Source organism: Pseudoalteromonas maris, assembly GCF_049257235.1.
Lineage (GTDB): Bacteria > Pseudomonadota > Gammaproteobacteria > Enterobacterales > Alteromonadaceae > Pseudoalteromonas.
Map to the genome: position 1 here is coordinate 13,029 of NZ_JBMMUF010000003.1, position 21,836 is coordinate 34,864.

Sequence of the window (21,836 nt, forward strand, 5' to 3'; positions counted from 1 at the left end):
TTTTGAGCTCGAAAACTGATTTTGAGCATACCTAAAGCGCCAGTTTACCCATATGCACCGAAGGATAATTTTTTCTACAAAGCCTATCAAAACCACCTTAAACGCATAAAATAACCCCGCACATCCTGTACCCAACTAATGCAAAAAAATAAAAAACCAACGAAAAATTGAATAAAAACTCTAATAAAAACCAACAAAAACACCCATAAACAACTGAAAAGGATAGATTTACCCATTTCAAACCCGCCACATCAAGTACCTAAATATCAACCACATACCCCAGCGCTACAAAAGTGTACACACAATAGATTGAATATTAACCGTAAATGTTAAGACTAGAAAATGTTGAAATTGTTAATCAATAGTAAAAAACATAACTAAACATCTACGGAGAATTTCCAATGAGTGCAAAATCAATGCTCAAAAAAGCGTCGATTGCCCTGACAGTTGCAGCAGGTTTGTCCCTAGCAACTTCAGCCAACGCAATGAAGCTTAAAAAGCAAAATCTAGAGCAGCTAACGGCCGCCTCTCAGAACATCATTGCTGGTGAAGTAATTAAAGTAACAGATGGTTTTGACAACAAGCGTCCTTACACTGAAATCACTATCAAAGTAGATAGCGACGCGAAAGGTAAATTACAGGAAGATTCAACATACACTTTCCGCCAATTTGGCCTACTTAAGCCTCGTTCAATGGGAAATGGCAAAGTGTACTTAGGTGTTACTCCTGAAGGATTTGCTAAATGGAACGAAGGCGAAAGTGTCGTTGCATTTATGTACAAACCTGCATCTATCACAGGTTTCCAAACTACCGCAGGTATGGCCCAAGGCAAGTTCGTTATTAGCAACGGTAAAGTTGTTAATCAGTTTGCAAACAACGGTCTTTTCGAGGATATGGATACTTCAAATCTTACAGACGAAGAGCGTAATTTACTGACAACCTCAGGCGCTGTAGATGTTGACGTGTTTTTGAACTTGGTAGGTAAACTTGCAGGAGTACAACAATAATGAAATTCACAAAACTCGCAGCAAGCATTGCACTGGCTACGCTTTCAGCTGGTGCATTAGCAGGTGGTCCACTATACATCCACGAAGACACGATGCAGCCATACAAATGGGACACCTCAAATGGTCCGATCCCTGTTTGGACTGACGGCGGCAAACTAATTAAAGATAAAAATGGCAACGACGTTCAATCATTCACCGTGCTAGAAAAAGGCACAACATTCAATCGTGATATCACATTGCCAGACGGTACAGTACTGCCAAAGTACGTAGCACTAGATCGCGACTATACATTTTTAACAATCGCTCAGGCTAATGCTGTAACCGCAGATGCTATAGCACAATGGTCAAATGTTGAAACATCAACGCTTGATATGACTATTGCTGGTACGATTGAAAGCCAAACGGGTATCGCTGATGTAAACGCATCAAACGTAGATCAAATCTATGGCGCTGAAAACGGTTACGGTTTTTGGGTGAACTACGACACCGATGGCGCGATTTTAGAAGAGTTCTTCGGTATTCCTCGTAGCCAAGTTCTGGGTATCGCATTCCCTGAGTGGGCGAATGAAGAAACAGGTGAAATCCTTGAAGCTACCGCACTAATGAACGGTTGGTACATCGATATCAATGACACCGAAGGCAAAATGGTTCAGGGCGTATTTACCCACGAATTCGGTCACGCAATGAACATGTCTCACTCTCAAGCTAACGGCCACTTCACCTACATCGCAAGACCATGGTCACCTGCGTACGATGGTGTTCCTGGTTGTCCTAGCACAACAACGTACACTGGCCGCAATCAAGCTCCAGCTGACGGCATCGAAACCATGTTCCCTTTCATCAACGTGCGTGGTAACGAAGGTATTGAGCAAGGCACAGTAAACGTTCGTGACGACATCGTAAATATTTCAGACCTGTACCCAACAGCTGATTACAAAACCACTTACGGTAGCATTAAAGGTAAGCTGTACACCAAAGAAGGTGTTGAATATTCAGGTATGAATATGATTGCACGTAACTTGGATAACCCAATGTACGATGTAATTACACAGCAATCTGGTAACATGACCCAAGGTCTAATTGGTCCTGATGGTTCATTTACTATCAATGGTCTCACTCCAGGTGGTCGCTACGCTCTATATATGGAACCGATCCGTGCGGGCGGTTACCCAACTTCACCCACAGCCCTGTTATCTGAATCTGAGTACTGGAATGCTAACGAAAGCACTTCTCCAGCAACGGATAACGCGTGTGACCTAACTGAAATTGTTGTCGCTGGCGGTGAAACTAAAGAAGTTGAAATGTACTTCAACGGTTATACCGACGGTATTCAGTACACGCCGCTTATTCAAGCATTTGTTACTGAACACGCTAAGAACGGTAAAAAAGCACTGGGTGTAACCGGTGGTGGTCTACCTTTCCTTTATGACAGTGTTCAAAACACATTTACTACAATGGTTGGCGATGATGGCCTACCAAACCTTAGCTCAACCACTGCAGCAATGAACAAAACAGCAACCAAAGCAGCTGTTATCGCAGACATGGACAACGATGGCGTTGGCCAAGGTGCTGTGTGGGACCTTCGCTCAGGTAAATTAACCGCTCTTGAAGACCCAAGTAACGGTACGTGTACGTTATCAAGCCAGCAAGGTATTAGCTCTCACTCAATTTGGGATATGGATGCTGAAGGTAAACATATTGTCGGTACGTATCGCCAACCTAACGATGGCACACATGAGTGTGAAATCGGCCGAGGTGCGGCTTCGTACGGTGTACCAGCAGTATGGGATACTGGCTCAGGTAAAGTAACGCCTATTGTTGATGGTATAGAGTTTGTTCCAGCTCGTTACGGCTCTCGTCAAGAAGTACTAATCAATGGCGAGCGCATTGAAGCATGGTTACGTGCAGATGCTATCTCAGGTGAAGGCAATGTCATTGTGGGTACTGGTAACTCTCAAGGCCTTGTAGCTTGGGTTGATGGTGAACTACACGACATCAATACTATGTTTGGCGCACGTGACAGATCTGTAATGAGCCATGATGGTGAGCACGTTGTGTTTAATACAATGGTGGGCGAAGGCCGCTACCGTAAGTACGACGGCGTGAAAATGTGGAATACAACTACCGATGAAGTTGTAGATTTAGGTAGCATGCGCTGGTGTGATGATATTCCATACGTCCAACGCTTTGTAAACTACTGTGAAGCACCATATAACCTAAGCCATGAATACATTGCATCGATTGTGGGTGTTCCTAGCATGCTTCCTCTTGATGCAAACGAAGACTTGTCAGTATTCACAGCACGCTACAATGGCGGCAGTGCCATCTACATGGAAGGTCTAGGCTGGATGACTGCTAGCGAATTCTTTGCTCGCCAAGGCGTTGTTGAAGCGAAAAACCTACTAACAGATAACTGGTTCGCAATGAGCGGCAATGGTTCAGAAATGATGGCTGGTTTAGCGGGTGCAATCGTCAGTATCGAAATCGATGCAAACAAAGCTTTTGTTTGTAAAGATGGTACTAACCAAGAGCTGAGCTTCCCTAAACAAGTAATCGCAGCAGTAAAAGCGGGCGCTGAGTTCGGTCGCTGTGAGCACTTAGAAGATAAATACTAATAGCTCTCCTATTTGTTGTTAACTTTAAAGGCCCGTTATCGGGCCTTTTTTCGTTTAAACAATCACTTACCCGAGTCAAAATTTTGCGTTCACCTGAACATTCCCTACTTTTGGTAATTTTCCCTTTGCAAACACCTTTTTTGTTGCTACTTTGTTAAATACTTGAAAATATCAAGTGTAGTATTTAACAGGACTCAGCCATAAGCTTTATGTGCTTTTTTTATGGAGAAAAATGTAAGCGCTTACATTTTTGATTTCATAATCGAATTGAGGGATCTCCTACAAGAACAACGCTGTGAGAGAAACACACTATGCAGAAAACAAAAGCAACAACACTCACTGCCACCAGCTTGGCAATCAGTGCATTATTTACAGCCTCAGGTAGCTTTGCACAAAGTTGCCAAAACCCAACCCCTGTATGGGCCGACGAATTCGATGGCAATTCACTAGATACCTCAAAATGGGAGATCATGCTTGGTGATGGCTGTAGTTACGGAATTTGTGGCTGGGGTAACAATGAGCTGCAGTCATATCAGGCCGACAACGTTGGCGTTGCAAATGGCGTTTTAACGATCACGGCTAAAAAGCAGCGTGTACAAGCAAAACAATACACGTCAGGTCGTATCCGTACTGCAAACATGCCTAACGGCGGTGAATGGACAAATGGCCGCTTTGAAGCACGAATTAAATTACCAAATGGCACAGGCATGTGGCCTGCGTTTTGGATGCTACCAACCGATCCAGCAGTAGGTTGGCCGCAAAGTGGTGAAATCGATATCCTCGAAGCGACTGGTCAAGCTGATATGATTGCCTTTGGTACCATTCACTATGGTCAACCTTATCCAGACAACGAATGGACCAGTGGTCGCATCATTAAACAACCTGACGCATGGTCTGACGGCTTCCACGAATATGCAATTGAATGGGAACCCAACGAAATTCGCTGGTATGTGGATGACATCCTTTATTCAGTAAAACGCCCAAGTGATTTAAGCGACGAAGCCTATTGGACGTTCGAACAGAATAAATACCACTTCCTACTTAACCTAGCTGTTGGCGGTAGCATTGGTGGTGCGGTTGATAACAGCATGCTGCCACAAACCATGGAAGTTGACTACGTGCGTGTATATGACTTTGGTCAGCCATCATTAACAGGTGAACATATTGTTGAGCCCAACAGCAGCGCAACGTATACCATCATTGATGAAGCGGGTACAGGTTCAAGTTACAGCTGGACAACTCCCACAGGTGATACGTCAACAGGTAACTCAATCACCGTTAACTGGGGCACCCAAAGTGGTGCAGTGAGTGCAACCATCAACAATAGCTGCGGCACTTCAACCGTTGCCATGGATGTGCATGTCGCGCCAGTGCAACAATCAGAGGTGGTATTTGATGATTTTGAAGGTCCTGAATCAGTCACCTACAGCCAATGGACAGGTACATTCACTCAAAGCATTGCCAACCCAGCCCCTGATGCTGTTAATGATTCAGCAAACGTTGCTGAGTACGTTCGCGACGCGGGCTCACAGTGGGATGTAATTGCAGCGGATACGACTGATATCGTCACTGCTGCGCCATTTATAACAGGCGACAAAGCCTTTTATTTAGATGTACTGACCTCTGCCCCTATTGGTACAGAAATCCTTGTGCAACTTGAAAATAGCAGTACTGCAACAGCAACGAACTACCCAACGGGTCGTCACTCTAAATATGTTGCACACACTACTTCGGATTCAGGTTGGCAACGTCTTAAATTCAAACTGGAAGATAGAATCGACGGTATGACCACAGATCTCGACGTAGACAGTGTGATTGTACTGATTGACCCTAACAGCTTTAACGGTGACACCTACTTCCTAGATAACTTCGCTATCTACGCAAAAGGTGGCTCACAACAAGAAGTTGCGACAGAAATGTATGTAGCGGGTGTAACAACAGGCACCCAAGGCGCCGGACGAGGACAAAAACTAGGCACAGCAACCGTTACTGTACTAGACAATGTGGGCCAACCAGCTGCTAACGTAACCGTAACAGGCGACTTTTCTGGCTCTTGGGCAGAATCTGCGAGCGCGGTAACAGATGCTAACGGTCAAGCACAGTTGCAAACCAGCAGTACACTGAGTGGCGGGGTCACTGTGAACTTCTGTGTTACCAGTATAAATGGAGAGCTAACGCACAACGCGCAAGCGAGTACAGGGTTGTGCCAATAACTAATGTAATCCATAAATAACCTTCCCACCCACCATGTGCCTGCGCTTACGTAGGCACATTTTCTTTGTCACTCACCTTTTTAGCATTTAGGTAAATACGCACACTGCCAACATCTCGACTAAGCTTTGAGGACTTAAACCAATTTTGTTTAATACATGCGCAGAATTGGCATTTTATTCAGTCTAAGTTTTACCGCTGGAACACGCTCGTTTACGTTTTTCTTGAGTGCGTCAACAGTGATAATGGTTTAAAGAGGCGCCATGAGTGGACACAACCTCTCATATGATGAGAAAGCACGTTTAGAAGCATTACAACTTTTGCAACTGCTCGACACACCAGCTGAAGAGCGCTTTGACCGTATTACACGTATCGCTAAACGCATGTTTGGCGTACCAACAGTGCTCATCACTTTGGTTGATGCTGACAGGCTATGGTTCAAATCAATTCAAGGGCTTGATGTAAAAGAGGCTCCTCGCTCTGAATCCCTGTGTGCATGCGCAATTACCGAAGATGCTCCTTTGGTCGTTGCCAACACTCTGCAGGACGAGCGATTTGCCCACACACCACTGGTTACCAATTACCCCAATATCCGTTTCTATGCTGGATGTGCACTGCGCGCCCCAAGTAATCACAAAATTGGCACCTTATGCCTAATTGATTCCCAGCCCCGTGAAATTTGTGATGAAGATACCGCCATGTTGCAAGAGTTGGCGTCATTAGTTGAACAGGAGTTCAAAGCAACAACATTAAGCACGATAGACGAGCTTACAAATATTAGTAACCGACGCGGCTTTATGCAGCTAGCACAACAAGCTCTAGCGCACTGTGAACGGGAACAGCAAACTGCGTGTCTACTTTTTTTCGACTTGGACGGCTTCAAACAAATTAATGATACCTTAGGACATGCGGTTGGGGATGAAGTACTCATCGCTTTCGCACAAATTATGAGTCGTTCATTTCGCACCTCAGATGTATTTGCGCGATTAGGTGGTGATGAGTTTGTCGTATTATTGACAAATACTACCGAGAGCGAACTGCACTATGTACTTGATAGATTGCAACAGGCTGTTGATGCCTACAATAGCAACCATGATCATAAACTAGCCTACAGCTGGGGCTCAACAATGACTGATCAAGCCCACAGCCTTGATACTCTATTACTGTGTGCTGACAAAAAAATGTATTCGCAAAAAGCACAAAAAAGCAACGACAGTCAAGGTTAACCCGAGCCACTAAATCAGCTATACTGTCGCGCTGATTGTTTGGTCCTAATTTAGAGAGATGTCATGAGCCAAGTTCGTGGTAATTTGTTTATCCTGTCCGCCCCGTCAGGTGCTGGAAAATCAAGCCTTATTAATGCGCTTTTAGAAAAACATACGGATATGCAAGTTTCAGTATCGCACACCACCCGCGCCCCGCGCCCTGGGGAGCAAAATGGCGTGCACTATCATTTCGTAACCCCTGAATCGTTCAAGGAACTCATCGCTAATGATGACTTCTTTGAATGGGCGCAAGTATTTGATAACTACTACGGCACATCAAAAGCGGCTATTGAGCAACAGCTTGAAAATGGCATAGATGTATTTTTGGATATCGATTGGCAAGGTGCCCGTCAGGTGCGTGACTTAGCCCCAGATGTAACCACCATTTTTATTCTGCCACCATCCAAAGATGAGCTGCAAAGCAGATTAACAAACCGCGGCCAAGACTCAGCAGAGGTCATTGCCTCTCGCATGGAAAAAGCCCAATCTGAGAGCTCTCATTATGACGAGTACGATTATGTTGTGGTGAATGATGACTTCAACACTGCACTCAATGAAATTGAGACCATCGTCAAGGCAACGCGTTTAAGTTTGAATACCCAAAAAATCAAACACAGCGCACTAATCAGCGAACTATTAAAATAAAACGCTCATGGCCTATTGGCCTAGAGCAGGTGTTGAAGTAAACTACGCGTTTACAGAACTAAATTTTGGAGTGAAGCATGGCTCGCGTAACTGTTGAAGATGCAGTAGATAAAATTGGCAACCGTTTTGACCTGATCCTTGTCGCGGCACGTCGTGCACGCCAGATCGCAGTAGGCGGTAAAGACCCTATGGTTGAGGTGGAAAACGACAAGCCTACGGTTATCGCACTTCGTGAAATCGAGAGAGGCCACATTACCGCTGATACGCTTGATGCAATTGAGCGCCAAGAGCAACAAAATCAAGAAGCAGCTGAAATGGCTGCGGTAGCTGCAATTGTTGGTGGTAACCAATAAGCATTGCTAGTTGCTCACTAAACGGCTGCAATTTCCTTGTAGCCGTTGGCTTTCCTCTCTTTTCATCGTATATTCAATCTTAATTATCAATATCGCCTCGAAGTCTCTGGAGCGTGAATGTACCTATTTGAAGGACTAAAGAAAAAAATCTCTGAGTACCTACCCGCTGACGATGTAGCGCTGGTGCAAAAAGCCTATGTTGTGGCCAGAGAAGCCCACGAAGGACAATTTCGCTCGAGTGGCGAACCTTACATCACCCACCCTGTCGAAGTAACACAAATCCTCGCGAATATGAGGCTCGATCACGAAACCCTCATGGCAGCGTTGATGCATGATGTGATTGAAGACACTGATTTTTCTCAGCAAGACCTCGCCGACATCTTTGGCGAAACAGTGGCTGAGTTAGTGGAAGGGGTAAGTAAGCTCGACAAACTCGGCTTTAAAGATCAGCGTGAATTTCAAGCTGAAAACTACCGCAAAATGATCATGGCGATGACGCAAGACATCCGCGTCATCCTCATTAAACTGGCCGATAGAACGCACAATATGCGTACTTTGGGCGCGTTAAGGCCTGAAAAGCGCCGCCGTATTGCGCGTGAAACGCTCGACATTTTTGCCCCTATCGCTAACCGCTTAGGTATCCATGATATTAAGAATGAGCTTGAAGATTTAGGTTTCCAAGCACTCTACCCAATGCGGTATCGCGCATTGAAATCACAGGTTGCCAAGGCGCGCGGAAACCGTAAAGAAATCATCAGTAATATCCAAACTGAGATTGAGTCACGCTTAAGCGAAACGGGTATCCAAGCGCAAGTGTCTGGGCGCGAAAAACACCTCTACAGTATCTACCGCAAAATGCTCAACAAAGAACTCATGTTCAATGAAGTCATGGACATTTACGCATTTCGCATTGTCGTTGATAGCATGGATACCTGTTATCGCGTACTCGGTGTTGCTCACAACCTGTACAAGCCTATTGAAACACGCTTTAAAGACTATATTGCCGTGCCAAAAACCAATGGCTATCAATCTTTGCATACCTCGTTGGTAGGCCCACACGGGATCCCTGTGGAAATTCAAATTCGCACATTAGATATGGATCACATGGCCGACAAAGGGGTTGCAGCACACTGGATGTATAAAAAATCTGGTGATAATTCAGGGCATACGGCACAACAACGCGCCAGACAGTGGATGCAAAGCCTACTCGAGCTGCAACAAAGTGCAGGTTCATCTTTCGAATTTGTTGAGAACGTTAAGACCGATCTATTTCCTGAAGAAATTTACGTCTTCACCCCAGATGGACGCATTGTTGAGCTCCCTATGGGAGCGACGGCCGTAGACTTTGCCTATGCTGTGCACACTGATGTTGGCAACACCTGTGTTGGCGCCCGTGTGAACCGCAAACCTTACCCTTTGAGTAAAGCGCTAGATACAGGGCAAACCATTGAAGTGATTACCAGCTCAGGTGCACACCCTAATGCCACCTGGTTGAACTTTATTGTTACCGCTAAAGCGCGCCTTTGCGTGCGTAACTACCTTAAAAACCAACGCCAAGAAGAGGCATTGCAACTCGGTCGCCGTCTGTTAGATTCAGCTTTGGGTGAGCACAAACTTGATGACTGCACTCAAGAAACCGTGTTGCGTGTACTCGATGAGCATAAAGTCACCACCATTGATGAATTACTCATTGAAATTGGCTGTGGCAATATCATGAGCATTCTCGTTGCCAAACGCCTACTGCAAGGCGATGATGCCGATTTAGACGCCCTAGCTAAATCAGCAAAGGCAGCGATTATTGGTACCGAAGGCATGTTGGTGAATTACTCAAAATGTTGTCGTCCGGTTCCAGGAGATGACATCGTTGCCTACGTAAGCCAAGGTAAAGGCCTGACTGTGCACCGCCATGAATGTAAGAATATTCGCGGTTGGCAAAACGAATCTTCTAAGTACTTCGTAGTGAAATGGGAAGATAAGTCGGACAAAGAGTATATCTCAACCCTTAGGGTGGAAATTATTAACCATCAGGGCGCCTTAGCCAAGCTGACTAGCCTCGTCGCATCGACAGGGGCCAACATTGTTGAGCTGGCGACCGATGAAAAAGAAAGTAACCTCTACGTTATAGACCTGGGCGTAACCGTCAAAGACCGTGTTCACGTCGCGAACATCATGCGCCGCATTCGTGTGATGCCAGATGTACAACGGGTATATCGTAAGAAATAAGGAAAAACATGAATAAGATCATTATCTCTACCGATGAAGCACCATCAGCAATCGGTACATATAACCAAGCGGTAAAAGTAGGTACTGCGGTATATTTGTCAGGACAAATTCCTTTGGTGCCAAGCACCATGGAAATGGTGTCGGATGACTTTGCCGAACAAACACACCAAGTATTCAAGAACTTAACAGCTGTGTGTAAAGCTGCCGGTGGTGAATTACAAGACATGGTCAAGGTAAACATTTTCCTTACTGACCTGAGTAATTTCGCCACAGTGAATGAAATTATGAGTCAATACTTCAAGACCCCTTATCCAGCGCGCGCAGCAATCGGGGTTAAAGAGTTACCAAAAGGCTCTCAGGTTGAAATCGACGGCATCATGGAATTGCCTTCAACCAACTAATGTACCTGTATGGGGTAGTTTTTACTACCCTGCTTCCAATCTCCTTGCAAATCTCATAAAGTAGTGTCACGCATATATAAGTCGTGTGCTCGCAAGGAATTATTAGTGTTTAAATTAGCCCACAACGGCAACATACTTTTCAATATTTCATCGCAATCACCCGCGCCAGCATCAAAGGCACTGCTCATAGAAGCACTGAAAAATTCAGAATTTGCCGAATGCCAAGTGGATGAGGAACATATTGATAAGTATTACAGTGGCGAAGAAACTGGCCCAACAATCGTTGTTGCCAAAAAAGTTGACGCAACGTTAGAAGTGACCATTAGTGAAGACAAAATGGTGGCGGTTGGCCGTTTGGTTACGGCCCAAGGCGGCAACATGCTGAGCTTAGAAGATGGTAAGAAGGCCATTGTTAAAGCAGGAGTACGCCGCGGTTACCAGCAAGCACTATTAGAAAAACTACTAAAACAACAATTAGAATTACCGGCGGGAAGTGCTGTAAAAGGCACACTTGCAAAGGGCCGCCTTCCTATTGAAGGTCAACCCAGCGAGCTCATCAAAGAAACGCAAACCCTGCGTGATCGCATCAACCAACCCAAGCGCCGCGAAGATGGCACTGTGGATATGCGCGACTTTGGTAAACTAGCCAGCGTCAAACCTGGCGCGCTGCTAATGACGCTAAAGCCAGCCACCTCAGGCACAGACGGTTTTACCGTAACTGGGGATGTCATTGAAGCCAAAGCAGGTGAACAAATTCACATGGTTGCTGGTGAAGGCACCCAAATCAATCCTCAAAATCCAAACCAACTCATCGCTACCTTAGAGGGCGTCCCTGTGGAAGCTGGCAATGGCATGCGGGTTGATGACATCTTCACTATTGCGGAAGTCAATGTAAAAAGTGGTCATATTGATTTTGATGGTTCAGTGCTAGTAACGCAAACTGTCTCCCCAAACATGCGTATCACCGCCAAAGGCGACATCAGTGTGATGGGCACGGTGGAGTCGGCTATTTTAAATGCCACAGGTGACATCACTATTAAACAAGGCGCATTTGGACACCCTAATCATCAAGATGAGACCCGCGACTTGACCTGTCAAATCAATGCCGGGGGCAATATTTACATTAGCCACGCGCAATATGTATATCTTGATGCCACCGATATTTTTGTCGACCGACAAGCAAGCCACTGTCAGCTAAAAGCGCAAAACAGCATTATCGTGGGTAAGGTAGAAAAACCTAATGGCATCTTATTCGGTGGTGAGGTGGTGGACGCTCTGCGCTTAGAAGCAGGTGAAATTGGCAGTGATTCTGGCGCGAAAATGCGGGTTAATATGGTGTCTCGAGGAGCAGACATCACCGCAGACAATGACGCCTGTGTCGAACAACTGTCGTACACCGATGAAAAACTACTGTCATTGCAAGACGCGCTAGAGAAAGCTGAATCCATCCAAGATGCCGAAAAGAAAAAGCAACTCATTGATAAAATTGGGCAAACTCAGTTATCACTGATCCAGCAAGCTGATGATTTAGAGACCAATCTAAAAAAACTAGAAAATACGCTCAATGATTTGCTATCGGGTGCCGAAATCGTTGCTCACCAAAAACTTAATCCTGGTGTAGAAATACGATTTTTCGACAAACTATTAAAAACGGCACGACCTTATCCGCCTTGCTCGGTTAAGTTAGAAAAGAGCAAAATTGAAGTCGAATTTAAAACCAATTAGCACAACTGTATACATAATAAAAAACGGCACACCAATGACCAACATTGCTGTGCCGTTTTGTTATTTAGAGGCGTTATACCAATCAGCATACATGTGCTATCTGCGTTGATTGGTATTACAACAATGCCGCACTTTGCTTTACGTCAGCTGGCCATACACTTACCTGCACTTGGCCAATGTGCTTCTTCTGTAATAGCAACATAGCAAGACGCGACTGACCTATTCCCCCGCCTATTGTTTGAGGCAACTCTTTTGCCAATAAAGACTGATGCCACTTTTGCTCAGCTTTGTGGCCTTGTTCGTTGATGTGCAGCTGAGTCAATAACGACTGTGGACAAACCCGAATACCCATAGATGAAATCTCAAATGCATCTTCAAGCACCGTGTTCCACACTAATATATCGCCATTGAGCCCTGGCAAACCATCTTCACCACAACTCGACCAATCATCATAATCAGGAGCGCGAACATCATGACGCTTGCCATCTGCCAATGGGGCACCTATCCCTATTAAAAACACCGCACCAAAGCGCTTGCACACTTCGCGTTCACGCTCCTTGGCACTCAAATCTGGGTATTGCTGACGCAATGTCTCAGCATGGACAAAGTGAATATCCTCTGCGAGTTTAGGTGATATCGAAAAATGCTCGGCTACATAGCGTTCAGTAGCCTTAATGGCTGCGTAAATCTGTCGCACAGTCTGCTTAAGCGTTGCCAAGCTGCGCTCTGTGCGCTCGCATATCACCTTTTCCCAATCCCATTGATCGACATATACAGAGTGGATAGGGCTAAGCTTATCCTCGTCAGGGCGCAGCGCTTTCATATGCGTATACAACCCAGTACCAACATCAAAACCATATTCACCCAGTGTTTGTCGCTTCCATTTGGCAAGCGAGTGCACAACTTCATATTGTTGCTGCGGCAGAGTTTTTACTTGCACTGCAACTGCTTGCTCATAACCACTTAAATCATCCTGAGTGCCATCACCCACTTGGGTCAAAATCGGTGCTTGTACTTCAACAAGATTCAGTGCGCGCTCCAGTTGCAACGAAAACTCCTGTTTAACTGCGCTTATTTGCCTCTGGCATTGAATATACTCTGTGCTCATGGTCCTCACTCCCATTGCTGCTGTTGTTTTGTTGTATAAACCATACCTCAACACAAAAACCATTCAATACCATTTAATAAAAAGACCTTTACTTAAAAATAAAAATCAATATAACTGTCAATAATTAGATAAAAACTAATAATTAGGTGTTTTTACTATGACAAATTATCGATTCGATAATCTCGACAAATCCATACTTGGGGCGTTAATGAACAATGCGCGCACTCCCTATGCCGAATTAGCTAAGCAATTTGCAGTGAGCGCAGGCACCATTCATGTGCGCATTGAGAAGATGCGACAAGCAGGCGTGATCACCGGCACGAAAGTAAGCGTTGACGCCAAACGGTTGGGTTATGATGTGTGTTGTTTTATTGGTATTAATCTCAACAATGCTCGAGACTACCCACGCACCTTGGAGCAACTGCGCACCCTAGAAGAAGTGGTTGAAGCCTACTACACCACAGGTAACTACAGCATATTTATAAAAGTGATGGCGCGCTCTATTGAGCACCTTCAAGATGTACTTATTAATAAAATTCAAGCCATTGACGCAATCCAGTCAACCGAAACTCTGATCTCCTTGCAAAACCCAATCAATCGCAGTGTGACCCCGTAACGACATTGACGTATAATCGCGGCAATTTTTATTGCGACATGATTAGGCCATGACTCAAAAGCGTTATCACCGAGTAAAACAGGTATTAGACAGAAGACAAACTGATCTTACGGTTTGTCTGGATGAAGTTCACAAGCATCATAATCTTTCTGCGATTGTGCGCACTGCTGATGCTGTAGGCTGTCATCACGTTCATGCAGTATGGCCAAAAGAACAACGTCGATTAACGAACAACACCTCGGGTGGCAGTAAAAACTGGGTGGAAACCCATATGCATGATGACATTGATGCCGCCGTCGCCAACATCAGAGCGCAAATCCCCGGTGTGCAATTATTAGCGACTAATCTGTCTGATGAAGCGGTTGATTATCGTGATATCGACTATACCCTCCCTACCGCATTTATTGTTGGTCAAGAACGTGACGGCATTTCTGATAAAGCCCTTGCTCACGCCGATAAACACATCGTTATTCCTATGCAAGGCATGGTGCAGTCGTTAAATGTATCGGTCGCTGCAGCGCTTATTTTGTACGAAGCTCAGCGCCAACGTGAAGCCAAAGGTTTATATGAGCGCGATATGCTCGACGCCGACATCAAACACACCTTGTTGTTTGAAGGTTGTCACCCCATCATCGCCCATCAATGCAAAGAAAAAGGACTCGCTTACCCACCTTTGGATGACGAAGGTGAAATTATTGCTGATGAAGTGTTTTGGGACACCCTGCGTTATAAGCGCAAAAAGTAAGGCTATTACCACAGCCTCAGGCACAAACATCCCCTAAATACTTGAAAGTAAACCCCTTCAATCAGTACACTTAATTCAATACTGATTGAAGGATCTATCATTTGCCAAGCCTCAACACTTACCCCATCACCGACCTCAAAGGCGTTGGCCCGAAAATGGCCGAGCGTCTTAGCAAGCTTGGCATTACATCAGTGCAAGATATGCTCTTTCATCTGCCTTTGCGCTACGAAGATAGAACCCGCATTGTGCCAATCAACGAGCTGCTGCCACACACCCATGTCTGCGTGCAAGCCCACATCGAAAACGCCTCGATTACCTTTGGTCGTAAACGCATGCTGATATGCCAACTCAATGATGGCAGTGGCAGACTCACCCTACGCTTTTTCAACTTTTCCGCGGCACAAAAAAATGCCATGCAACCGGGCAAAGTAATGCGCTGTTTTGGCGAAGTGCGCCGAGGCAAAGTCGGCTATGAAATGGCTCATCCTGAGTACAGCATTAGTGACGATGCACAAGCACTTCCCGAGCAAAGTCACCTCAGCGCGATATATCCAACCACGGAAGGACTCAAGCAGCTGTCTATTCGTAGTTTGGTGGCTCAAGCACTGGCTGTACTCAATCGCGCCCCGATAGAAGAGCTTGTTCCGGCAAATTACCGACCGGCAGGCTGGGCCTTGAATGACGCCATTCGCTTTATTCACGAACCACCGGTCGATGCGGATATGAGTATGCTGGAGCTTGGCGAGCACCCTGCACAACAGCGCCTCGCCTTCGAAGAGTTACTCGCACATAACCTAAGTCTGCTGGCATTGAGGCAAAAAGCCCAAGCTCATCATGCGGTATCCTTGGCGCCAAACCACACCTTGGAGCAACCATTTTTACAGGGGCTTGGTTTTAAGCCCACAACAGCGCAACAGCGTGTTGTGGCCGAAATTAAAGCAGATATGCAACAACCCCTCCCCATGATGCGCTTAGTACAAGGCGATGTTGGCTCAGGCAAAACCCTAGTCGCAGCGTTGAGTGCTCTGTGTGCCATATCGGCTGGCTATCAAGTGGCGCTGATGGCGCCCACAGAAATCCTCGCAGAGCAACATGCCCTCAATTTTAGCCGCTGGTTTGATGCGCTTGGTATTGATGTCGTGCTCCTTGGCGGAAAAACCAAGGGCAAAGCAAGGGAGTTGGCGCTCGGCATGATTGCCAGTGGTCAAGCACAAATGATCATCGGCACGCATGCTCTGTTTCAAGACCAAGTAGAGTTTAAGAACCTTGCGCTTATCATTATCGATGAACAACACCGCTTCGGCGTCCATCAACGCTTGTCGCTTCGTGAAAAGGGACGTTTTGGCGATTGTTATCCACATCAACTAGTAATGACTGCCACGCCAATTCCTCGGACTCTGGCCATGACCGCTTATGCCGATTTAGAAACATCAATCATCGACGAGTTACCGCCAGGGCGAACCCCTGTGACTACCGTCGCGATTGCTGACACCCGCAGGGATGAAGTCATTCAACGGGTTTACAACGCCGTTAAAGAACAAGGCCGACAAGTATATTGGGTGTGCACCTTAATTGATGAATCAGATGCGCTGCAATGTCAGGCGGCCCAATTGACCTCTGAAGAGCTCAGCGAGCGCTTGCCCCAGTTGCGTGTAGGGTTGGTCCATGGACGCCTCAAGGCCGATGAAAAACAAGAAGTAATGAGCCAATTCAAGCAAGGTAACATTGATGTATTGGTTGCAACCACGGTCATTGAAGTAGGTGTGGATGTGCCCAACGCCAGCTTAATTATCATTGAAAACCCCGAGCGATTAGGTCTTGCTCAACTGCACCAATTGCGGGGACGTGTAGGTCGTGGCGCAGCGGCCTCGCACTGTGTTTTGTTGTATCACGCGCCTTTGTCACACACCGCGCAAATGCGCTTAGGTGTATTGCGCGACAGTAACGATGGTTTCGTCATTGCCGAACGCGACTTAGAAATTCGTGGACCTGGTGAGGTGCTTGGTACCAAGCAAACGGGCATGGCCGATTTTAAAGTCGCAGATTTAGAACGCGATAAAGCCATTGTCGGGCAATTGCGTCCCATTGCTAAACGTATCCTTATTGAGCATCCAGATGCAGCACAAGCACTGTGCTCGCGTTGGCTTGGTGAGCGCTCTTCATATGCTCAGGCATAAAAAAACCCGCAACTGCGGGTTTTTTTATCGCTAACCAGTAGGGGTTAGAACTTGTATTCAATACCAACGCCTAGGTAATCTTTGTCGTCTTGCGCGTCGTTATCAAATTTAGTGTAGAAACCGAACAGCTTAGTGTTCTTGTTGAACTTGTAGTCCACACCCGCTGTGATACCTGAACGGTCTTCACCTGAGAAGTCCATTGTTTGGTACTGAGCTTTAAGTACTGTTTTGTCGATAGCGTATGATGCGCTAACCATAAAGCCATCAGCGTCGTCACCACCTTGCGCAGGCTCTTGAGTTTGGTACATCGCGCCTAGCTTAACACCAGCAAGTTTAGTTTGTACTGTTGCACGAACGATGTCATAGCCTTTCACATCACTGTCAGCTGCAATTGATGCAAACACTTTTGATTTCTTAAGGCCAGTGTCACCATATGTAAGCGCTACTGAGTAACCGTTTTCGCCATCAGTGCTGTCTTCAGCAATGTAAGTAGCGATTACTTTGAAATCGTTGAAGCTATTAGATGTATAAGTAACAGTGTTACCAAGACGGTTTTCACCTTTGAAGATGCTCTTGATATCCGCCTCAAGGTCGCTGAATAAGTCAACTTTACCTTGTGCTTGCTTAAGAGCAGTATCGTTACGACCAACAACTACCTGACCAAAATTGCCTTTAAGACCAACATACTGGTTACGTGCAGTAATGTTGTCATCATCACCTTTTGAGTCTGCGTCTGTTACATCAACTTGAAACTCAAGTTTGTAAACTACGTCTAGGCTATCAGAAAGCTTCTCTGAACCTTTGAAACCCAAGCGTGAAGCGTTGCTTTTAATTTCAGTGAATGAACCTTCACCTTCATCAGAAGACTGCATAGTCACATTTGCTTTACCGTAAATGCTAGTGTCAGCAATTGCATTGAATGATAAGCCAGAAATAATCGCTGCTACTAACGCAGAAGGAGCAAATTTCATAGTTGTTTCCTCAGTTAAAAAATCACAACATCAAATTAGTTGCGTGCACTATGACAGCAATAAATTACAGTAATATGACAACTGACATTTTTTCGTAAATTAACTGTCATTTACGCGCATTAACTATAGTCAAAAACATTCAATTTGTTGTATTTGAGGAAAATTCATCACCCAAGAGCTGTAGTTGGTGCTGTAGTTTTTCAATGAGATCCTTCTGTTCATTGTCTTTGTGGAATGCGATAAAGATGTCGCGAGATGTTTGCGGCACCCCTTCAACTAAAAATAACTCGCCAGAATCAAGGTATTGCTGCGCCTGCACTCGTGGCACAAAAGCACTTCCTCCGCAGCGTAATATCAACTCAAGCGCAATTCGCCCGGTACTGGTGCGAAAGTATGGTGGTGGTGCGTTAGTAAAGTGACGAGCATGCCACAGCGAAAACGCCGTCCCCCAATCAACAAACACATACTGATTGTCAAAAAAGCTCTCTGCTGTGGCATCGGCATAACTGGACAGCGGAATAATATCCAATGTGCAAATTTGCTCAACACACAACTCATCTACTTTGGGTAAGTCGAACAAGACGGCTAAATCCAGTGTTCTCTCTAACAATAAGCGGGTGCTTTCTTGTTGGTTTTTCACTTCCGCCACCAAAGAGATACCCGGCATTGCCGACACGACATTGGCAATTCCCGTTTGTAAAAACGCATCCCAAATATTAGCGGTTCCAGTTAGCATCAATTGGCGGCGCATGTTATCTGCTAATGCGACATCTTGCTTTGCCCGCTGGACGCCTGTGACAATCATTTTGGCATGGGGAAGCAAGCGCTCTCCCGGTGGCGTAAGTTGAATATTATTGCGCTGGCGCAAGAACAAATTCACACCCAAACTTTGCTCTAATTGGCGAATACGAAAACTCACCGCAGACTGCGTAATGTAAAGGTTTTCAGCTGCACGACCGAAGTGGCGAGTACTGGCCACTTCGATAAAGGTTTTCAATAAATCAATATCCACTCAATTTTATCCTCACGATAAAAATTTTTTGTTTAATAAAACGATGCTTCTGTACCATACTCCAGCCGAAATCTCTTGTAAAAAGGAGTCAGCTATGACGGCCAATCAACTTGTCGAATTACGTAAAGCATTCCCATGCGACCATAAGTTCTATAACGATGAAAAGTTTCCTCGTGGCTTTAGCCGTAGTGGTAATTTCACTCTGCTGGAATCTGAAATATTAGAGAATCATGGCCGTTTGTTGAAGGCGTTGCAAGAAAAGACTGTGGAACCAAGCAACGATACCCAAGCACATTTTGTAGCTGCAACAAATGGGCAGTCTACACCCATTAACCCAATTGAAAGTGCTTGGATAAAATACCTCAAACTCACTACCAGTAAAGCGCGTTTCTTCACTTTATTTGGTCGTAAACGCAGCTTCGATGCACCTGAGGTAGAAGTTGAAATAGACACTGACGACCTCGATTAAAAAAATAACACGTCAGCGACTTGCCAAAAAGATACCCTTGAGATTACTCTTAATTATCGAGTAAAAATCCCAAGGGTATCATGGCTAGAAGGCTGCTCTTAGTTGAGGACACCCCGACAATCGCCAGATTGCAGACGCTTATAGCCCAACGTGCTGGCTATCAAGTGGACGTTGCCACATCCCTCGCCCAAGCAAAATCATTAACCGAAGATAACAACTACTACTGCGCTGTCGTTGATTTTGTTTTACCCGACGCACACAATGGCGAGGCCATCGATTTTGTGCTCAGTAAAAACATCCCCTGCATTGTCATGACCGCACAGATGAACGACGACGTTCACACCAAGGTAAACCAAAAACCGATCGTCGAATACATCACAAAAGAAAACCATCAATCTTACCATTACCTAGCCAAACGACTGGCGAGTCTTCCTCGAAACGAGAAAACCAAGGTATTAGTGGTGGATGACTCGCGCTCCTCGCGAGAGTACATGATTACACTTCTCAAACGTCAACACTACCAAGTTATTACAGCAATAGATGGTGTTGAAGCCCTTGAACAGCTGCAAAAGCACGAAGATATTCGCATGATCATCACCGACAATGAAATGCCTCGCATGGATGGTGCTGAACTGTGTGCAATTATCCGCGAGCGATACTCTCCGGAAGATAAAATAGTCATCGGCATTTCTAGCTCCAACAATTTGCGCTTAAGTAGCCGTTTTTTGAAAAATGGAGCTAATGACTTCTTGCACAAACCATTCAATGAAGAAGAGTTTTATTGCCGTGTAAATCAGAATATTGATTTATTGGAACAGTTCGAGATTATTCGCCAGCAAGCTAATTTAGATTACCTTACCGAGCTTGCAAACCGTCGTTACTTTTTCCACAGCGGTGAGAAATTAATTACCAAGTTTGCCAAGCATGAGCGCAATGTGTGCTTGGCCATGCTGGATTTAGACAACTTTAAGCGCATCAACGATACCTATGGCCATGAAGGGGGTGATGCGGCGCTTAAGTATTTCACCGGACTTTTCAAAGAGTACTTTGACTCGCAATTGATAGCTCGCTTAGGAGGGGAAGAATTCGCTTTGCTATTCAAAGGTGAAGATATCAAGATGGCGATGGGTAGACTTGTTGAGTTTTGTGCAGATCTCAGAGATCACCCTTTTGAGTTCAATGGCCATCAAATTTCACTGAGTGTGTCTGTAGGAGTCGTTGAAGCCCATAAATATGACCTCGATTTACTGCTTTGCCATGCCGACAATGCGCTATACGAGGCCAAATCTAAAGGCAGAGACCAAATTGTTAAGCGTTGCGTTGACGACGGCTAAAACGCCAGGAATCCCAGCTAAATATCACCAACGCACTCCAAATACAGACAAACGTCACGACCCGCTCCATATCGAATATCTCGCCATAAAACACCACTGCAAGCATAAACATTAAACTCGGGCCGATGTACTGAAAAAAGCCCAGCGTACTGTACTGTAGGCGTTTGGCTGCAGCGGTAAAGCATAACAAGGGGAGCGTTGTGACTACGCCTGCACTGACCAACAGCACATTCAACTCGATATCATTCATCATCATGTTTGAGCTGCTAGTTGGCGTAGATAGCCACCAATAAAGCAAAGCGGCAGGCAGAAGTATCAAGGCTTCTAATAGCAAACCTGGCAATGACTCTACTGGCATTTTCTTACGAATAAGGCCGTAAATCGCGAACGAGCCAGCAAGTGCAAAAGCCACGGTAGGAAATGAACCAAAGCTCACCACTTGAATAACCACGCCACTTGCGGCCAGAGCCACAGCGATCATTTGCCATTTACGTAATCGCTCACTTAAAAAGGTCACGCCCAACAACACATTAAGCAACGGATTAATGTAGTAGCCTAAGCTGGCATCAAGCATATGGTCATTATTGACAGCCCAGATAAACAACCCCCAGTTAAAGCCCAGTAACGAGGCGCTTAGCACCAACATGGCAAGGTATTTGGGGTTGCTCAGCACAAATCTTACTTTATGCCACTGATGCATAATGCCGACAATAACAACGAGAAATAGTACGGACCAAATAACGCGATGTGCGAGAATTTCAAGAGCGGGAACCTGTAGTAATTGCTTGAAATAAACAGGCGCAACGCCCCACATCATAAAAGCCAAAGCAGCGAATAACATGCCTTTTTTAGCTTGTGGATCAGATGACATAAACGAAAATCACATAGACATAAAACGCTATTTTATATCAATTTATAGTGCAAGTATGTGCTTATAAGGCGAAAGTCGCGCTTATTTT

Annotated in this window: 18 protein-coding genes; 14 read left to right on the plus strand and 4 right to left on the minus strand. The window is 45.4% G+C overall.

Annotation, left to right across the window (positions count from 1 at the left end; all coding sequences use genetic code 11):
* Positions 1-401 precede the first annotated feature (401 nt).
* The 9 genes from AAEU32_RS04995 (at position 402) to AAEU32_RS05035 (ending at position 12,445) form a co-directional block, all read left to right on the plus strand.
* A complete protein-coding gene (locus tag AAEU32_RS04995; RefSeq protein ID WP_421969430.1) occupies positions 402-1,007 on the plus strand; it encodes a hypothetical protein in 606 nt (201 codons plus the stop codon).
* Positions 1,007-3,622 (plus strand): hypothetical protein, encoded by a 2,616-nt coding sequence (locus tag AAEU32_RS05000; RefSeq protein ID WP_421969431.1) that lies wholly within the window; start codon positions 1,007-1,009, stop codon positions 3,620-3,622. The genes AAEU32_RS04995 and AAEU32_RS05000 overlap by 1 nt, the downstream gene beginning before the upstream one ends.
* Before the next feature lie 311 nt (positions 3,623-3,933).
* Positions 3,934-5,835, plus strand: a complete 1,902-nt coding sequence (locus AAEU32_RS05005) for a family 16 glycosylhydrolase (protein ID WP_421969432.1) — start codon at positions 3,934-3,936, stop codon at positions 5,833-5,835.
* A 261-nt stretch (positions 5,836-6,096) separates the two neighbouring features.
* Positions 6,097-7,059 (plus strand): sensor domain-containing diguanylate cyclase, encoded by a 963-nt coding sequence (locus AAEU32_RS05010; protein WP_421969433.1) that lies wholly within the window; start codon positions 6,097-6,099, stop codon positions 7,057-7,059.
* A gap of 63 nt (positions 7,060-7,122) precedes the next feature.
* Positions 7,123-7,743 (plus strand): guanylate kinase, encoded by a 621-nt coding sequence (gene gmk, locus AAEU32_RS05015; RefSeq protein ID WP_421969434.1) that lies wholly within the window; start codon positions 7,123-7,125, stop codon positions 7,741-7,743.
* A gap of 77 nt (positions 7,744-7,820) precedes the next feature.
* Positions 7,821-8,096 carry a DNA-directed RNA polymerase subunit omega gene (rpoZ, locus tag AAEU32_RS05020; protein ID WP_421969435.1) on the plus strand — a complete coding sequence of 92 codons (276 nt, stop codon included), beginning with the start codon at positions 7,821-7,823 and terminating at the stop codon, positions 8,094-8,096.
* A gap of 117 nt (positions 8,097-8,213) precedes the next feature.
* A complete protein-coding gene (gene spoT / locus AAEU32_RS05025; RefSeq protein ID WP_421969436.1) occupies positions 8,214-10,319 on the plus strand; it encodes a bifunctional GTP diphosphokinase/guanosine-3',5'-bis pyrophosphate 3'-pyrophosphohydrolase in 2,106 nt (701 codons plus the stop codon).
* A gap of 8 nt (positions 10,320-10,327) precedes the next feature.
* Positions 10,328-10,720, plus strand: a complete 393-nt coding sequence (locus AAEU32_RS05030; RefSeq protein WP_347393729.1) for a RidA family protein — start codon at positions 10,328-10,330, stop codon at positions 10,718-10,720.
* A gap of 105 nt (positions 10,721-10,825) precedes the next feature.
* Entirely contained in the window at positions 10,826-12,445 is a 1,620-nt protein-coding gene (locus AAEU32_RS05035; protein WP_421969437.1) for a flagellar assembly protein A, read from the plus strand.
* A 115-nt stretch (positions 12,446-12,560) separates the two neighbouring features.
* Here AAEU32_RS05035 and asnA read toward each other — a convergent pair whose 3' ends face one another.
* The gene (gene asnA / locus AAEU32_RS05040) at positions 12,561-13,553 is read right to left on the minus strand and encodes an aspartate--ammonia ligase (protein WP_421969438.1); all 993 of its coding nucleotides are present in this window, start codon (positions 13,551-13,553) and stop codon (positions 12,561-12,563) included.
* Positions 13,554-13,710: 157 nt separating this feature from the next.
* Here asnA and asnC point away from each other — a divergent pair, with 157 nt between their 5' ends.
* From asnC to recG, 3 genes are all read left to right on the plus strand, one after another.
* On the plus strand, positions 13,711-14,169 hold the full coding sequence (gene asnC / locus AAEU32_RS05045; RefSeq protein ID WP_421969439.1) for a transcriptional regulator AsnC: 459 nt from the start codon (positions 13,711-13,713) through the stop codon (positions 14,167-14,169).
* A 49-nt stretch (positions 14,170-14,218) separates the two neighbouring features.
* Positions 14,219-14,914 (plus strand): tRNA (guanosine(18)-2'-O)-methyltransferase TrmH, encoded by a 696-nt coding sequence (gene trmH, locus AAEU32_RS05050; protein ID WP_421969440.1) that lies wholly within the window; start codon positions 14,219-14,221, stop codon positions 14,912-14,914.
* A gap of 101 nt (positions 14,915-15,015) precedes the next feature.
* The gene (gene recG, locus AAEU32_RS05055) at positions 15,016-17,091 is read left to right on the plus strand and encodes an ATP-dependent DNA helicase RecG (protein ID WP_421969441.1); all 2,076 of its coding nucleotides are present in this window, start codon (positions 15,016-15,018) and stop codon (positions 17,089-17,091) included.
* A gap of 44 nt (positions 17,092-17,135) precedes the next feature.
* Here recG and AAEU32_RS05060 read toward each other — a convergent pair whose 3' ends face one another.
* Both AAEU32_RS05060 and AAEU32_RS05065 read right to left on the minus strand, forming a co-directional pair.
* Entirely contained in the window at positions 17,136-18,062 is a 927-nt protein-coding gene (locus tag AAEU32_RS05060; protein ID WP_421969442.1) for a porin, read from the minus strand.
* Between the two features lie 139 nt (positions 18,063-18,201).
* Positions 18,202-19,074 carry a LysR family transcriptional regulator gene (locus AAEU32_RS05065; protein WP_421969443.1) on the minus strand — a complete coding sequence of 291 codons (873 nt, stop codon included), beginning with the start codon at positions 19,072-19,074 and terminating at the stop codon, positions 18,202-18,204.
* A 94-nt stretch (positions 19,075-19,168) separates the two neighbouring features.
* On the opposite strand from AAEU32_RS05065, the gene maoP reads away from it, so the two are divergent.
* Both maoP and AAEU32_RS05075 read left to right on the plus strand, forming a co-directional pair.
* Complete coding sequence (gene maoP, locus AAEU32_RS05070; RefSeq protein WP_421969444.1) at positions 19,169-19,543, plus strand: DUF413 domain-containing protein; 375 nt, start codon at positions 19,169-19,171, stop codon at positions 19,541-19,543.
* 80 nt (positions 19,544-19,623) lie between these two features.
* The gene (locus tag AAEU32_RS05075) at positions 19,624-20,877 is read left to right on the plus strand and encodes a GGDEF domain-containing response regulator (RefSeq protein WP_421969445.1); all 1,254 of its coding nucleotides are present in this window, start codon (positions 19,624-19,626) and stop codon (positions 20,875-20,877) included.
* Here the strand turns inward: AAEU32_RS05075 and rarD are convergent.
* Positions 20,852-21,748, minus strand: coding sequence for an EamA family transporter RarD (gene rarD, locus AAEU32_RS05080; RefSeq protein ID WP_421969446.1), 897 nt, complete (start codon positions 21,746-21,748; stop codon positions 20,852-20,854). The two genes, AAEU32_RS05075 and rarD, sit on opposite strands and share 26 nt — an antisense overlap.
* Positions 21,749-21,836 lie beyond the last annotated feature (88 nt).